The organism is Paenibacillus sp. FSL L8-0502, from assembly GCF_038593055.1.
In the GTDB taxonomy this organism is placed as follows: Bacteria; Bacillota; Bacilli; order Paenibacillales; family Paenibacillaceae; genus Paenibacillus; species Paenibacillus polymyxa_D.
In genome coordinates this window covers 5,622,702-5,639,448 of the sequence record NZ_CP151958.1, presented here as the reverse complement: position 1 = coordinate 5,639,448, position 16,747 = coordinate 5,622,702, and the positions used below count along the sequence as shown (strand labels likewise).

Below are 16,747 nucleotides of genomic sequence, written 5' to 3'. Positions count from 1 at the left end.
ACATGAAAAAAGAATCCATTTATGGATTAACGCTAGATCAATTGACAGCATGGCTCATCGAGCATGGGCATAAGAAATCCCGGGCATTGCAGGTATGGGACGCATTGTATCGGAAGCGGGTTACTGATTTTGCAGCGATGGCAGATGTTCATGAAGATTGTACTCGCCTGTTGGCAGAGCACTTTTCCATTGAAACACTTGAAGAACACGTGAAGCAACAGTCGGCAGATGGGACGGTCAAGTTCTTGTTCCGGCTTCAAGATGGTAATTTAATTGAGACCGTATTGATGCGGCATAAGTTTGGCTTATCCGTATGTGTGACTACCCAGGTAGGATGTAACATTGGGTGCAGCTTCTGTGCGAGCGGACTGTTGAAGAAGAGCCGTGACCTGTCTAGTGGTGAAATTGTAGAGCAAATTATGAAGGTCCAGCTGTATCTGGATCAGGAACGTCCGGGCGATCAGGTCAGTCATGTTGTTGTGATGGGAATTGGCGAACCGTTTGATAACTTCGTGAACCTGTCCGATTTCATTCGGGTCATTAAGGATCACAAAGGGCTAGCGATTGGGCCACGGCATATTACCGTTTCCACAAGCGGATTGGCTGATAAAATCATTGAATTTGCAGATTCAGACCTGCATGTCAATCTGGCGATCTCCCTCCACGCCCCGAATAATGAGATTCGTACTCGCATTATGAAGATCAACCGGGCGATTCCGATTGAGAAACTCATGCAGGCGATTGATTATTATTTGGACAAAACAAATCGTCGAATTACGCTGGAGTACATCTTGCTGAAGGATGTTAATGACGGTAAGGAGCATGCGCTCGAACTGGCTGAGCTGGTGGGCCATCGTCGTAATCTGGCCAATGTCAACCTCATTCCGTACAATCCAGTGGATGAGCATAGCCAATACCAGCGGAGTGAGTCGGAGTCGATTACGGGCTTCTATGATGTGCTGAAGAAACAAGGTATTAGCTGTAGTGTTCGGCTGGAGCATGGAGTCGATATTGACGCAGCCTGCGGACAGCTACGCAGCAAACAAATCCGCAAGGATGCCAAGGGTAGCCGCGATGCAGAGCGCGAAGCCATTAGTTAAATACACAAGCGTACTCTCTAACAGGAGTACGCTTTTTTATATCACGAGCCGTAGGGCGAAACGTTACCCAGAAATGTGAAAATAGTCACGTAATAGTTGCTGCTTTTACGTTATAGTGAGTGGTTAGTGGAGGGGTTATATGGCTAACGTAATTTCGAATGTGGCGCTCGTTCCGGGCATTTATGTGATGAAAATAGAGGGAAAGTTTAAAGGGAACATGGGGCAGTTTTACATGCTGCGCAGCGGGACAGGTTACCCACTGCTGCCCAGACCCATCAGCATTTATGATATCGGGGAAGAGAGTATTTCCTTTTTGTATCGGGTTGTTGGAGAGGGGACAAATTTGTTTTCCCAATTACAGCCTGGTCAGGAAATTCAGTTAGAAGGACCTTTCGGAAACGGTTTTCCGCAGGTAGAGGGTAGTTTGGCTTTAATCGGCGGTGGCATGGGTACAGCTCCGTTGCTGTTGGCTGCAAAGTATTACCCGCATGCGCATGTTTATCTAGGGTTTGCACAGCAAGCCTTCGGGGTTGAAGCGTTCGAAGCTGTGGCGGCATCTGTACAGGTCAAGGTAGGGGGAAGTATCGTCGAACAGATCGATCCGACGCTCTATGCAAATATGTTTTCCTGCGGGCCAACTCCGATGTTACAAGCACTCGCTATAAAAACGGTGGATACGTCGTCCCGCTTATATATTTCAACTGAAAGACACATGGCCTGTGGTATTGGCGCATGTTTGGGCTGTACGATGCGTACCCGTGGAGGCAATCGGAGGGTATGTAAAGAAGGGCCTGTATTCCCGGTGGAGGAGGTGGAGTTCGATGATCTCCATGGCGTGTAATATTGCGGGTGTACCGTTCAAGAACCCGATCATCATGGCTTCCGGTACGTTTGGATTCGGACGGGAGTATGCGGAATTTTATTCTCCTGAATTATTGGGCGGCATCGTCGGCAAGGGACTAACCCTGCATCCGAAGGCTGGTAATACGGGATCACGAATACATGAGACAGCATCCGGCATGCTCAATAGTGTGGGGCTGGAGAATCCGGGTGTTGCCGCCTTTTTGAAGGATGAACTGGATGACATGACTCACTGGAACACGGCTGTTATTGCCAACGTGGGCGGTTCCAATCTGGAGGAATATGTTCAGGCCGTAGCGATGATTACGGAAAATGCACAAAAGCGTCGCACGATGAACCGCAGAGGCGTTGATATGCTGGAATTGAACATTTCATGTCCCAACGTGAAGCAGGGTGGAATGCAATTTGGTATCCAGACGGAGGTAGCGCGGGAGGTTGTGCGTCAGGTGCGCAATGTGACGGCACTTCCGTTGGTTGTCAAGCTGTCTCCCAACGCAGAGAATATCACGCAGATGGCGGTTATGTGCGAGGAAGAAGGCGCAGACGGAGTTTCGTTGATCAATACATTTTCTGCGATGAAAATTGATATACGTCGGCGTCGTAGTGTTTTTGCCAATACGTATGCGGGTCTTTCCGGCCCGGCAATTAAGCCGATTGCTTTGCGTATGGTTCACCAGGTGGCACAGGCGGTGTCGATTCCGGTGATCGGGATGGGCGGGATTAGCTCAGTGGAAGATATTATTGAATTCACCATGGCAGGTGCCGCTGCCATTCAGGTAGGAACGTACAACTTTGTCCATTTACATGCAGGGGCCGAGCTGGTACATGGCCTTGAACAATGGATGCAGCGGGAAAAGGTGCAGTCATTGGATGAGATACGGGGAATTTTGTGAATTTGGAACCTTTTTGCATACACTAATTCATATGAGGATTTTGCAAAATCCTGATATAAAGCCGGCTTGTCTTTTAAAGACAAGTCGGTTTTATTTATTTTACTGAAGTAGCCAAGCTTCAACTAGGTGTTAATATCGCATTTGCTCAAGATGAACGAAATTTGCCTTTCCAGCCGATGAATGGTTTGCGAAATAAGAAGGAAATTGTCAAACGATGTCGAATAACAAGGGATTATAGGGAAAGAAATAGGCTCTTATTCCTAATGGAGAGCTTAACAAAAAAGCTAGGTGATGGGGTTGCGGTCAAAAAGTAAATCGAAACCGAGACGACAATTCAAAGTTTCGCTACAATTCATGATTATTATTTTGGTTGTTTTAGTTATCATTATTTCCTTAATTATATCCTTGCTTCTCATTCGTAATTTTGTGATTAACAAGCATTTTGATAATACGAAGGAAAAACTTTCGGGTGTTGCCAAGATGGTTGCCAGTGACAACGATGTTATTCGTAATGTCGAGCAGGGAATTCCTGTGAAGCAGATTCAAGACTACTCGCTTGGAGTCATGCATAACGTTAATGTGGATTTTGTTGTCATTCTGAACCACGATTTAATTCGGCTATCTCATCCGAATGCAACGATGGTTGGCAAACCGTTCTCGGATTTAAATGATGCCAGAAGAGCGCTATCCGGTCAGGGACATTTTTCTGAGAATATAGGTATTTTGGGCAAAGGTTACCGATATTTTACGCCGATATTTAATCAACAGCATGAGGTCATTGGCATTGTATGTGTAGGGCTGACCATGAGAACCCTAAATCACGATTTGATGCAGGCGCAGTATACCATTTTTGGGGGGCTGATGCTGGGGCTCTTTAGTGGAGTTTTGGGTGCGATCATTCTGGCTCAGAAAATCAAAACCATTTTATTTGGGCTTGAGCCGCAAGAGATAGCAACACGATTGCGCGAAAAAGAAATTATTGAAAATGAGGTGGCTGAAGGAATTATAGCCATTTCGGCTGACAAGAAAATTATGCTCATGAACAAAGAAGCTCAGGCCAAGTATCAACTGGCAAACCAAGAGATGAAAGCCTCGATTGGCAAGCAGCTAGATACCAACTTTTATAACGTGCTCTTCAAGAGAGTGTTTGATGATAAAAAGAAAATCAAGGATCGCTCATTTTATGTGAATGGTATAGAAGTCATTGCGACAGTAACCCCTATATATATTGAAAATGAGTTTTTTGGGGCGGTTGCAACGCTGCGCGACCAATCCGAGATGATTCATCTTAGCAACCAGTTAAGTGGTACTAAATATTATATTAACTCCCTTCGCGGACAGACCCATGAATTTATGAACAAAATGCACGTAATATCCGGGTTGATTGAGATGAGGAAATATGCGGAGGTCAGTCAATATATTCAGCAGCTAAATCACCGGTATCAAGATGAGGTAGGCTTTCTGACTGAGAGAATTAAAGTTCCGGCATTAGCAGGTTTTATTATGGGTAAAATCAACGAAGCACGCGAACAGAATATTTCGGTTCTTCTTGCAGAAAGCTCGGATATCTCTAATGTGGAGATGCAGGATATCGTTCATGATGTCATACACATCCTGGGCAATTTTTTTGACAACGCCATAGATTCCATCTTACAAAAAAAAGAACCCGGCAAAATTGAACTGAAATTGAACTATGAGAGTGAGGGAAATGTATTCATTTTGGAAGTGAAAGATAATGGGTTGGGGATTGATTTTGAGATGCAAAAAAGAATATTCGAGCATGGTTTTTCAACCAAAGGAGAAGACAGAGGCTACGGCTTGAATCTGGTTAAAACCATGGTGGAAAATCATCAAGGAATCATTGAGCTTGATAGCCAACCGGGTCTGGGAACAAGTATATATGTAGAGTTGCCCTGTACATTGGAGGTGACAAATGAATGAAAGTTCTAATTGTTGAGGATGATCCGATGGTTGCTGAGCTCAATCAACAGTTTATCGAGCGCATGGACAATTTGGACGTTGTATGTAAGGCAGATACCGTCAAGAAAGCACAGGACTGCCTTCAAAAATGGTCACCGGATCTGGTATTACTGGACGTTTATTTACCTGGAAAAAGCGGATTAACTTTATTATCACATATGCAGGAGCATCAGTATCATGCTTCCGTTATTTTAATTACGGCTGCAAAAGATATTCAGACGGTGAAGGAAGCTGTTTTTTATGGTGTTGCAGACTATTTAATTAAACCCTTTACATTCGAACGCTTTAGACTGGCTGTTGAGAAAATCCAGCGTCTGGCCACGGTGATGGAGGAAGGGAACGGAATTAATCAAGCTGTTATTGACCATTATTTTAATAAAGAAGAGCATGCGGGTGTGGAAAAGAAAAAACCTGTTGAACATCCATCGCATAATCTATCGAAAAACCTGTCTAAAAATTTGTCCAAACTGACCATGACCACAATACTGAAGAGTATTCAAGAGCTGGACGGACCCTTCTCGGTTGAAACGTTAGCCAGAGAAGTGGACTTGTCCCGTATCACGGTAAAAAAATATATTCAGTTCCTGGTGGACGATGGCTTTCTCGTTGAATCGATAGAATACCACAAGGTTGGTAGGCCGCTAATGCTCTATCAGTTGAATCCTGATATAAAAGAACCGCCATTTCCATTGTAATCTGGAAATAGCGGTTCTTTTTTTGTTCAACAAAGGTGCCGAGCTTCCTAATTATTTATTTCATAGAGAGGACAGGAAGTGGGACCAGGTTATCTGAAGAATGAGTTGTAACGATATCATGGAAGTTGTCATAGCTAGTTTCAATCATGTTGGATAACGCCGTAACGGTATTCGAGCCAGCATGAGGCGTTACCAAAACTCTTGGATACAGCTCCACAAGCTTCTGGATCGTTGGGTCCGGGAGCATTTGCCATGGTTCAAAGGCTTTGAAAAATAGTTCTTCCTCTTTAGGGAAGACATCTGTCCCAAATCCCTCCAAATGATTACTGAGTAAAGCGTCCAGAATGGCTTGGTTATCTTGTAATTCTCCACGTGAGGTATTGATGAGGATAGATCCCTTTTTCATTTTTGCTAAAAAGCCAGCATTAATCATTTGGTCGTTCTGTCCCGGCAGATAAGGAACATGCACACTAACAATATCGCTCTCTGCCAGTAGCTCATCCAAGGTTGTGAATGGAATGACTTCCTTGGCTGCGTCGGATTGGTACACATCATAGCCGATAACAGAAGCTCCTAATCCTTTAAACAATTTGGCCTCTGTCAGACCAATGCGTCCAACCCCGATAATCCCAACTTTACAGTTATGGATCTCTTTGCTGAATGTATGCTCATCCACAATAAAATTTTTGAAAGAGCTTTTGGTAGTCATATAAGCGGTGTGGCGGAACAGCATCATAGCCAAAGTTAAGGAGAGCTCAGCGATGGCATTCGGAGAGTAGGATGGCACGCGTGCCACCTTCATTCCGAATTCGCTACAGGCATCCAAATCAATGTGGTTGATTCCGACTGTTCTGGTGAAAATATATTGAATGCCGTATTCATTGAATTTTGTGATATTTTCCCGATTGGCAGCACAGTTTCCTCTTAGCAAAACGGCATCGTGATGCTGCGCCAATTCTGCATTGCTGGTGGTTAACAACTCTTCTACCAGCGTTAGTTGGAAGTTATATTTATTGAGATCCTGGAAATAGGGTTTCTCATAAGAACGGACACCATAGCAAATGATTTTTAACATGTTGTTTACCCCCTGATTTAGAAAATTCCAATTTTATCAATGACATTGAGCGTAATGATCCACACTGGAATCATGACGACAGAAGTGATAGTTGATAGAAGTGATGCATTGGAAGTCAATATGGCTTCCTTATCAAAACTGATGGCATAGGCTGCGGCTACGGTAGCTGTAGGAGTAGCCATCATGATGACAATAGTAGCTAAAGCGACAGAATCAACTGACAGAATATGAGATACAGTCAACAAGGCCAGCAAGACGATGTTAACAATAGGTACAAGCCAAACCTTAACGATGCTGTAATACCAAGAGGTCTTATCCGTAGCTGCCGACTTGAAGCTGATCTCCCCCAATGTCGAGCCAATCGATAACCAGGCTAACGGAGAAGCTAGTCCAGCAAGGTAGGTCATGGGCTTGAACAGCCAGACAGCCGTTTGATCAATTCTTAGAAAGGCGAACTGCTGAATGGCCCCATCCTCTGTAGCTACACTCATCTGTGGCAAATAACCTTGAAATAACCAAACAAACAGGCCTAGAAACGTGGCGATAACGATGGGATTTAAAAACATGGTTTTGAGATTTTTAAGCTCCATTTTTAAGCCGCTCATTTTGATATAGCCGTAGGAGTATAAGAAAATGCGGTACCCTATATTAAAAATGGAACTGTACATCACTCCGGTAGGACCATAAATGGCTCCTACAATTGGAATTCCGAAGAAAGTAGTAGAACCGAAAATGGTTAACACCCGCAAAACATCCTGTTTATCCTTGTTGTAGCTGAGGAAGAACGGTTTAGAAATAAAGATGAGAATAATATAAATTAGAACTCCCCATATTAAAACATTCATTCCTTGTTTTAACATTGTAGGATTGATATCTTGCATGAAAGAATTAAAGGCTAGCGCTGGTAGAGCCACGGTTAGAACAACCTTGGATAACATCTTTCCTACTGCTGCGTTAAAAATTCCCTTCTTGCGGCAAAAGAAACCAAGAAGGATAATAAAAACGGTGGAAGCGATAGAACTGACAATTTTGTTATCTGTTAAGGTCGCGGTAATCATTTCTAGTAAAGACATAAATAAAACCCTCTCTTGTACCTTTTTTCACATATATGACGATGCAGAATGTGACGATGCAATGCCATGATCTTTTGGCCAAAGTGTTGGTTTGCACCTTTATAGTAAAATGACTTTGTGAAAAAAAGAACAATATCTAATTAATTTAACTTATGAAACTAATTTAAAAAATTTATACGTTACATCAGATAGCAAATGAAACGAGAGGGGGCGTCTTCACTTCACAAAATGATTATTTCTTGGCTTTGTGAATGCTCATCAACATCCGTGCTATAATGTAAATCATTAAACCCTACTTGATTAGTGGGTTAAATAGAAAAGACGAGCAGGAGGGGCCGCATGAATCCGATACAACATATACTGAACGAATTTCAGCTGATCGTGCTGGATGGCGCAATGGCGACCGAGCTGGAGCGTCATGGACATGATCTGAACGATAGCTTATGGTCAGCTAAAATCCTCCATGAGCATCCGGAGTCGATCAAGCGTGTACATAGGGATTATTTTGAGGCTGGGGCAGACTGTGCGATTACTGCGAGCTATCAGGCTACCGTTGAAGGCTATGTTAAACGAGGCCTAAGCGAAAATGAGGCGCTGGAGTTGATTCAATCATCGGTGCGGATTGCTGTGCAGGCACGCGATGAGTTTTGGGCTGACGTGACGGCTACTGCAAGTCAGCGACATCGTCCCAAGCCGCTAGTCGCAGCTTCTGTTGGCCCTTACGGGGCATTTTTGGCAGATGGATCAGAGTATCGCGGCGATTACAAGCTGAGCGAGGAACAGCTAGTGGAGTTTCACAGGCCGCGTATGAAAGCTCTGATTGAGGCGGGTGCAGATATTTTAGCTTGTGAAACGATACCCTGTCTGGTTGAAGCCAAGGCCATCGCCCGATTGCTGAAGGAATTCCCTGGTACGTATGCCTGGATCAGCTTTAGCGCAAAGGATGGGCAGCATATCAGCAATGGTGAGTCTGCCGCTGCATGTGCTGAGTGGCTGAATGGGCATGAGCAAGTGGCCGCTGTAGGGGTCAATTGCACTTTGCCGAAATTCGTTCCATCGCTTATTCACGAAATACGCAGCCACACGGATAAGCCTGTGGTGGTATATCCCAATCTGGGAGAGGAATATGACCCGGTCACCAAGACATGGCACGGTAGCACTTGTACAGAGACGTTCGGACAAAGTGCCCGCCAATGGTATGAAGCGGGAGCTCGTCTGATTGGTGGTTGTTGCCGGACTCAGCCGCAGGATATTGAGGAAATAGCATCATGGACGAGAGATGTATAAACGAGGATAAGCGTAGCGTAGGGATAAAGGTTATCTATAAGAGGGTAACTCGATGACCCGAAAAAACAAGCAGGCTGAACCAAGTGGTGCTCCAGCAATGGAGCAGCTTGGTTCAGCCTGCTTCGTTAACTATCTGCGCCGATCCGGTCAGCTTTCTGCCAAACGTTCCAGCAGTGCGTCTCCATTGCGGCTCACCCGAATATGGGCAAAATGTGCGTTCTGTTCTACAGTACGTCCGGTTCCCTCAGGGATGAAATAATTCTCAATACCGTACACAATACGAGAACCATACCACTGTCCATTTAGAATGACCTCATGACTGGCAAGTTTTTCGCCATCTTGATAGAGGCGGTCTGCGACGTATACTCCTTGGTTATCTGGTGTGAGAACGACTTTGACCTTGCCTCGGCTCCATTCTTCCTCCTGAAGAGGGGTCTTGGAAGGAGGGGTAGATATGTCGTAATTCAGTGCCACATAATCGCCTTGTAGCAGGGAGCGCGGGTCTATAGGAGCCAGTTTGAGCTTAATGGAAGCCCCTGTGGCGAGCAGGGTTTCGCTTCTCACCGTCTGATACCCGATGATCCCCAGCTGTAGCACGATGACAATGGCAATGAGTAACGGGCTTAAGCGCATAAAGCTAAAGCTGCGGTGATCGGCATCGAATGCTGCTTTGCCGCTATGGGCCATTCGCCGATCCGCCCACCAGGTAATTCCGAGCGCAATGATCCCCAGTAACGCCAGCGTAAAAGATTTATACAGTAGCGTCCACAATAAATCATAGTATTTGAAGCCGATAAAAATAAACCAGAAGACAACGCCCATGATGGCCTCCGATTTTTGTTTCACACGGGCAAAGGCAAAGACCATCCCGGTAACGATAACAAAATAAAAAATGTTAATGAACATATAAGAGTGTGGAACGACATCCTCGAAAAACGTCGCCCAAAACAGGAACAGCAAGCTGAAAAATAATGAGCTATTCCGCAGATGTTCTTTTAACTCCGTCTTGGATATAAAGTAACTTACCCCATATAACACGGCATTGACGATGAAAAGAGAGAAGATGATGAACTTATAGGTCCAGTTCCAACCATCCCACTCCTGATACTGCTGAAATAAAATGGTCGCCAGATTCAGGTTTACAAAGGTGTAGGCAAAAAACAACTGCCTTTTCCCCTTGGAGCGAAACCATCCAGCGATGGAAACGATCAGAAATAATACCGAAAGCATCGACTGATCTGACCATAGAATGGCCGCCAAGCCTGTAATATAGCTGATGGTTAGCAGGGTATAACGTATGACCGAATCCAGCTTGGATTCCGGTATGACAATCATCAAAATCATAAGTAGCAACGACACAACCAACAGTACATATTCGGTGTGGTTTACATTCGTGCTAATCATAATCAATCCGATGAGAGATATACTTCCGATCAGCACCCCAACCACTTTGATTACACGGGATACGGTTTTGCTGATCCATTCACTGCCACGTTCCTCGGGAACGATTGTTTCCACATCGGTTTTCGCGATATCCCCGTTTTCCCCATTGAATATCTCCCCTGTTTCCGGCGGTGTTTTCCCCAAACGATTCAAATAACGGAAAAACCACACGTTACCGGTCAGCAGCAGCGCCACAAAAATCAAACCAAAAACAAAAAACAGAGATGAGTAGTAAGCCTCTGCTAGCTCTATAAATTTAAAGACAGCAAACGCTGAGAGCGCCAATGCATTCAAGGTCAGTAGTGTTTTATTCAGCCGTACCTTGATAAATATATAAAATCCTAAAGCAATCACAGCGATATGCGGTATATTCATGACCAGGCCATACCCATCAAATGCAAAAGAGTTGGTCATCGCCAACATCGCTATATGAAAAACAGTAAAGCTCATATATTGTAGTGGAGCAGAATGTATACGATGAAGGAACGCCAATAGGAACAACAACAGATTGACCAGTGCGAACACTCCGGCAATGGACAACGATTCCAGCTCGCTATAAGATGCACTTTGCATCGTAGGGTAAAAATAAAGCCACAAACCGAGGTGAATTAGTACATAAGACAGCATATAAAAAGGATTGTAGCGAGTAATCCAGCTAAGCAGTAGAGCTGGCACCGACCAAATGAAAAACAACCCGTAGCTGTCCGCATGGGAATTGTAAATTTGACCGAGCAATGCCACAGAAACGCCAAAGGCTATACAGCCAGCCACCAAAAACATATTTGACAGAAAAGCTTGTTGACCGGGAACAGCACGTATCCGTGCAAATACAAAAGACAAGCCATAGAACAGAACAATAAGCGCAGCAGCCAGTACAATTTTGACTGTCCGATCCAGTCCGCCCCAATTGGAGGCGAAAAAATAAATAATCGCGGCAAGTACCAGTGAGATGCCCAGCAGATAGCCCGTACGTATCGCATTGAATCGCAGCATGGATTTCACGTACCTTTCCTGTTGGTTTGATGCTTATTATAACGTTGAAAGGGCTCAGAACCAAGTACTAATTAGGATCAGGTCATAAAAAAAGAGAGCCACCGTATACGGCGGCTCTCTTGAACGTTACTGGATTCCAGCTAGGCATTGACGGTACGAATCTCTTGCCGGGACTGATGTCGGAAGCGATACTCACGCGGTGGAATCCCTGCTGTTTTCTTAAATGCTTTGGAAAAGGTGGACATATCGGTATAGCCGATGGACTGGGCTATGATCGACAAATTGTAAGTTGTCTGCTCCAGTAATCTTTTGGCTTCGTTAATCTTAAGGTTTTGCAAATACTTGGCGGGAGAGATGAGGAAGGTGGAATGGAACTTACGTGAAAAGTGGGCACGATCCACACCTACATGCTCGGCAATTTGCTCAATCGTAACACGGTCACAATAATGCACTTCAATGTAATCTTTCCCCTGCTGGAGCCAATAATCAGAGCATACAAAGTTGCGCAGTACGTCAGATGTGTTGCGGGACAACTCCTCGAAGATCTGGTGCAGTATAATCAAGCGGGCCAGATCGCTGCCCTGTCTGTTGTTGTCGTGTACGATGGAAAACAGGTTAGAGATAAGTTCGAGGATTTCCTCACTCACGGCGTTAGCCATAAATGGCGTGGAGGGATTAATTCCGATCCGCTCCAGTAGCGCGAGGGATTTGGGTCCCTCAAAGGCAATCCATACCTTTTGCAAAGGGTGCTGGTGATCGGTGTAATATTCATGGGCAACATGCGGAAAAAAACAGAATAAATCAGACTTTTGGACACGGTACTTCTGTTGCTTATAAATAAACTCAGCCTGACCTTCAAGCACAAAAATCAAATAAAAATAAGGAACAGCCTTGGGACCGACATGGCAGCTTGTTTTCGAAATATCCATACCCAGTCTGACAGGCCAAATGGCGCTGGACTTTTCCAATTCGGTAGCTGTGAAATAATGGTCTTCCACGATGTCGAAGTGATCTTCATTTTTTGCTCTTTTCATAACTTGTCACCTCTCCTTTGGTGGAGATAAGGGAATTTTGATTTTATTGTATATAAAGGAAAGCACAATTACAAGTTAATTAATTGGAATTGAGGGTTATATAATTAAAACTGCGTATGCCAAAGGCTCCATGGCCGGTTTGAGATGACCCGTGGAGCCTTTTAAGTTCTGTATTATGAGATGGGGATTAGCCTATATTTATACGTTCAAGATTCCTTCTTTTGGAGTAACGTTGAAGGCTTTGGCTAGATCGGCCAATTCCTGATCTGTAATCCGTTGCTGGTTATCATGGTGAGCAATGAGCATGTAAATTTGCGCCGCTTTTTCAATCGTCTCAATGAGACCAAACGCTTCATCAATGGAGCTGCCCGTTCCGAAAATGCCATGATGAGGCCATAATACAGCGTGATGATCCTTCATTTTTTTAGCCGTTTCGCGGCCGATTTCGCTGGAACCCGGTACCATCCAAGGGATTACACCGATACCGTCTGGAAAGACGACAATACATTCGGTACACATTTCCCACAGCGTTTTGGTGAATTGGTTTTCGTCCAGACTATGAATGAAGGTCATGGCAATAACATGGGTGGCATGATTATGAATCACCACGCGATGGTTAGGAGCGACCTTCAAGCGCTCAATGTGGCTCATAAAATGGGAAGGTAACTCACTGGTAGGCACTGCGCCATGTTTGAGGCCCCACAAGACTTCCAACTGTTCGCCATCCTGGGAGACACGAAGGACCCCTAAGTTTGCTTCTGGATCTGCAATTACGTTTTTAAAATATTTTCCTGATCCGGTGACGATAAAATACTTACCAGCCAGTTCATTCACCGGGAAAGCAGGTTTAATCGTCCGAATGACCTGATGAATATCTATATATTTTGCAACCTCAGCTTCATCCAGAATATAGCTTACATTACCTCCATTGCGTTCATCCCAGCCGAATTTCCACATGTTTTGTGTAATTTCCGCCATCTCGCGAACAAATGGGATATCCAGTCCCGATTTGCGTTCTTTTTGATTCTCCAGCACAGTAGTCATGGATGATCTCTCCCTTTGGATGATATGAATATAAGCATTATCAGTGCAGTAGTTACCGTTTCAGCAGTTATCGTTTCAACAGTACTTGTTGTTCATAGTTTTTAACTTCGGCCAGCCATTCCTCACGAACGGGAACGCTGTTTTGAGCGCAATAGTAATCCCATATCGCACCAAACGGATACGATTTGAACTCTTCGACTAGAGCAAGACGAGTGGTGAAGTCTCGTTCCTCTTCCGCCTGCTTTAATGCTTCAATCGGTTCGAGCATAGCGCGAAGCAGCGCTTTAATCGTGTTGCGTGTTCCGATGACCCATGCTGCCACATGGTTGATACTGCCATCAAAGAAGTCGAGACCGATATGGGTTCGGGAAAGCAATTCACCGCGAACCAGCTCACGGGCAATGTCCAGCAATTCGTCGTCCATTGTCACGACATGATCACTGTCCCAGCGAACGGGTCTGCTGACATGGAGCAATAATTGATCGGTGAACATCAGCACAGAGGACAGTTTGTTCGAAATGACTTCGGTTGGATGGAAGTGACCCGCATCGAGACAGATAGATTTACCGCGTGTCAGGGCGTAACCCATATAGAATTCATGTGAGCCCACGACATAGCTTTCCGAGCCAATGCCAAACAGCTTGCTTTCAACCGCATCGATGTTGTATTCCTCGCTGATTTCCTCGCTGAAAATGTCGTCCAGCGCATCACGCAGACGTTCTCTTGGAGCCAACCGATCAACCGGAGTATCTTTATAGCCGTCCGGCATCCAGTGGTTTGTGACACAGGGCTGACCGAGTTCTTTGCCAAAATACTCGGCAATCCTGCGTGATTTTTTGCAGTGTGTGATCCAGAAATCACGGATTTCCGAATCCTTGTGACTCAGTGTGAAGCCGTCTTCCGCTTTAGGATGGGAGAACAGGGTTGGATTAAAATCAAGCCCAAGTCCTTGCTGTTTGGCCCAGTCTACCCAGTTCTGAAAATGGCGTGGCTCCAGTTGATCCAGATCCACTTGTTCTGTGGTGTCCGCATAGATGGCGTGCAGATTGACCTTGTGTTTACCCGGAATGAGTGATAAGGCTTTTTCTAAATCCTGACGCAACTCATGCGGCGTGCCGGCTCTGCCCGGGTAGCTGCCCGTTACGGCAATCCCCCCGCTAAGCTGTTTGTCTTTGAACAGGAATCCCTGAACATCATCTCCCTGCCAGCAGTGCAGTGATATTTTGATTTGTGAAAGCTTCCGTAAAATGTCGTCCACTTGAATACCGTGGCGGGCATACAGCTTTTTCGCTTCGTTATAACTGGCTTCAATGGCTTCGTTCATGGCTTTACTCCTTTATTGAGATATGTGAATAGAGGATGTTGCTTGTATCTTAAGCTGCTCCCAGCGATCCAAAAGTTCTTGCACGCCTTCCACCGATTGTGGCTCATATAGCCGAGTCGGAAAGGAGCGGGCGATGGTTCGGCCCGCAGCCTTGAGATTCTCAAGAACACCAGAGCTAATTAATTGCACGACAATATTGCCGATGGCCGTAGATTCGGAAGGACCTGCCTGAACCTCAATTCCCAAGAGATCGGCTGTTAGCTGACATAGTAATTCGTTGTTAGCGCCTCCGCCGACAATGTGCAATCTGGTAATCGTTTCGTCTGTTAAACGTTGCAGTTCGTGTAAGGCATCGCGGTAGCTTAAGGCCAGACTGTCAAAAATACAGCGGGCGAGTGAGCCCGGCGTCCTGGGGATGGGCTGGCCTGTTTCTTCACAGAATCGCTGGATTTCAAGGGTCATACTATCCGGGTTTAAGAAGGATGAATGGTTACAGAGGACAAGACTGACAAACGGTGCTTCTGCTGAGGCCAGTTGGGCCAATTCGGCAAAGCTATGTGCACAGCCCCCTTCTCTTCTGACCTCCTGAATCATCCACAATCCCATAATATTTTTCAGAAAACGGTACGTACCGTAAGCGCCCCACTCATTCGTGTAGTTCGCCTGCATGGCTGCCTTCGTATTCAAGGCTTCGGATCGTTCCATTCCCAGTAGTGACCACGTGCCGCTGCTAATATAAGCCCAAGATTCTTCCCGCTGTGACGGAACACCTGCAACGGCCGATGCAGTATCGTGAGTAGGCGCAAGAATGATCTGACAGTCCGGAAGATCGTATTTTTGAACAAGCTCCGGCAAAAGAGAACCCAGAACCCGCCCAGGCTCGGCAAGCTCTGAAAACTGATTGCGCCGCAGTTGGAGCAGGGACAGCAGGTCTTCATCAAACTCTCGGGTGTTCACGTTGAGAAGCTGCATCGTGGACGCATTCGTGATTTCATTGGTCATGATGCCTGTCAGGCGATAGTACAGATAATCAGGGACCATCAATATTTTATCCGCCTGGGCAAGCTGTTCCCGATCATGGACAAACAGTTGATACAGGGTATTAAAGTTTAGTTCCTGAATGCCTGTTTTCTCATACACAGCCTCTCGACTGATGAGCTGGTGCAGCCTGTCGGGTGCGTGGAGGGTACGTGCATCCCGGTAAGCGTATACCTCATGAATGCGGTTACCTTTCTGATCAAGCAGCACGTAATCTACAGCCCATGTATCAATGCCGAGCGTACAGGAATGAATCCCCTTCTGCTTAGCTTTTTGCAAGCCTTGAATAATCTCATTCAATAGTTCCTCGATATTCCAGTAATCGTGCCCGTCCTTTTCGGTAAAGGAGTTGTTGAAACGGTGAAGCTCTTGTAAGTGTAGCTGGTCACCTTGCAGAGTTGCCCCTACGAGCCTACCGCTTGAAGCTCCAATATCAACAGCAAGATAATTATTCATATCCAATCTCCTTGCATGGATAAAATACGGGCAGCCTGAAAGTCTGCCTTTTGTTTTCTTAACTAACTCCATACTACTTCCGTTTTTCTTTGTAGTCAACAGAAACGGAAGTCTATTTTGTGGTTTTATTTTTGTATTTGAAATAATAATTAAAATTAAGTGTTGTTTTGTATGTATTTTTGTTTTTTAACATCTGTTTTCTACTATATATATACCTTCAACAAAGGTCGATGTGATTTACGATATTCCAATTGTGGAAGGTTCTCCAAAAGCCGCTGTCTGTATGAAAAATAATCTTGAAACCGTCCGCCAGAGGGTGTAGTATACAAGATATCAATTTCATATGACTCGTATAATATTGGGGATATGGCCCAAAAGTTTCTACCGGATGACCACTGTAATCGTCCGACTATGAGTGATAGCGCATCGGCTTCGGATGAATGCGGGCATT

Annotated in this window: 13 protein-coding genes and 1 riboswitch; of the genes, 6 read left to right on the top strand and 7 right to left on the bottom strand. The window is 45.1% G+C overall.

Features of this window, described 5'->3' with window-relative positions:
• The first annotated feature begins 2 nt into the window (after positions 1-2).
• From rlmN to NSQ57_RS24665, 5 genes are all read left to right on the top strand, one after another.
• Entirely contained in the window at positions 3-1,100 is a 1,098-nt protein-coding gene (gene rlmN / locus NSQ57_RS24685) for a 23S rRNA (adenine(2503)-C(2))-methyltransferase RlmN (RefSeq protein WP_340957435.1), read from the top strand.
• A 139-nt stretch (positions 1,101-1,239) separates the two neighbouring features.
• A complete protein-coding gene (locus NSQ57_RS24680; protein ID WP_029518821.1) occupies positions 1,240-1,941 on the top strand; it encodes a dihydroorotate dehydrogenase electron transfer subunit in 702 nt (233 codons plus the stop codon).
• Positions 1,922-2,854: a dihydroorotate dehydrogenase gene (locus tag NSQ57_RS24675; protein WP_025719854.1), complete on the top strand. Its 933-nt coding sequence runs from the start codon at positions 1,922-1,924 to the stop codon at positions 2,852-2,854. Before NSQ57_RS24680 ends, NSQ57_RS24675 begins: the two co-directional genes overlap by 20 nt.
• Before the next feature lie 291 nt (positions 2,855-3,145).
• Entirely contained in the window at positions 3,146-4,795 is a 1,650-nt protein-coding gene (locus tag NSQ57_RS24670; protein WP_340957432.1) for an ATP-binding protein, read from the top strand.
• Entirely contained in the window at positions 4,792-5,529 is a 738-nt protein-coding gene (locus NSQ57_RS24665) for a response regulator (RefSeq protein ID WP_340957431.1), read from the top strand. Before NSQ57_RS24670 ends, NSQ57_RS24665 begins: the two co-directional genes overlap by 4 nt.
• Before the next feature lie 55 nt (positions 5,530-5,584).
• Here NSQ57_RS24665 and NSQ57_RS24660 read toward each other — a convergent pair whose 3' ends face one another.
• Both NSQ57_RS24660 and NSQ57_RS24655 read right to left on the bottom strand, forming a co-directional pair.
• Positions 5,585-6,604, bottom strand: coding sequence for a 2-hydroxyacid dehydrogenase (locus NSQ57_RS24660; protein ID WP_340957429.1), 1,020 nt, complete (start codon positions 6,602-6,604; stop codon positions 5,585-5,587).
• Between the two features lie 17 nt (positions 6,605-6,621).
• Positions 6,622-7,677, bottom strand: coding sequence for an AEC family transporter (locus NSQ57_RS24655; RefSeq protein ID WP_340957428.1), 1,056 nt, complete (start codon positions 7,675-7,677; stop codon positions 6,622-6,624).
• 339 nt (positions 7,678-8,016) lie between these two features.
• On the opposite strand from NSQ57_RS24655, the gene mmuM reads away from it, so the two are divergent.
• Entirely contained in the window at positions 8,017-8,964 is a 948-nt protein-coding gene (gene mmuM, locus NSQ57_RS24650; protein WP_340957427.1) for a homocysteine S-methyltransferase, read from the top strand.
• Between the two features lie 147 nt (positions 8,965-9,111).
• Here the strand turns inward: mmuM and NSQ57_RS24645 are convergent, their stop codons facing one another.
• From NSQ57_RS24645 to rhaB, 5 genes are all read right to left on the bottom strand, one after another.
• On the bottom strand, positions 9,112-11,400 hold the full coding sequence (locus NSQ57_RS24645) for a GDYXXLXY domain-containing protein (RefSeq protein ID WP_342426141.1): 2,289 nt from the start codon (positions 11,398-11,400) through the stop codon (positions 9,112-9,114).
• Positions 11,401-11,540: 140 nt separating this feature from the next.
• Complete coding sequence (locus NSQ57_RS24640) at positions 11,541-12,434, bottom strand: AraC family transcriptional regulator (protein WP_340957425.1); 894 nt, start codon at positions 12,432-12,434, stop codon at positions 11,541-11,543.
• 198 nt (positions 12,435-12,632) lie between these two features.
• Positions 12,633-13,478: a rhamnulose-1-phosphate aldolase gene (gene rhaD, locus NSQ57_RS24635; protein WP_340957423.1), complete on the bottom strand. Its 846-nt coding sequence runs from the start codon at positions 13,476-13,478 to the stop codon at positions 12,633-12,635.
• Positions 13,479-13,545: 67 nt separating this feature from the next.
• A complete protein-coding gene (gene rhaA, locus NSQ57_RS24630; RefSeq protein WP_069012278.1) occupies positions 13,546-14,802 on the bottom strand; it encodes an L-rhamnose isomerase in 1,257 nt (418 codons plus the stop codon).
• A gap of 12 nt (positions 14,803-14,814) precedes the next feature.
• A complete protein-coding gene (gene rhaB / locus NSQ57_RS24625) occupies positions 14,815-16,296 on the bottom strand; it encodes a rhamnulokinase (RefSeq protein WP_342425444.1) in 1,482 nt (493 codons plus the stop codon).
• Positions 16,297-16,624: 328 nt separating this feature from the next.
• A riboswitch (purine riboswitch) is annotated at positions 16,625-16,728 on the top strand.
• The last annotated feature ends 19 nt before the right edge of the window (positions 16,729-16,747 follow it).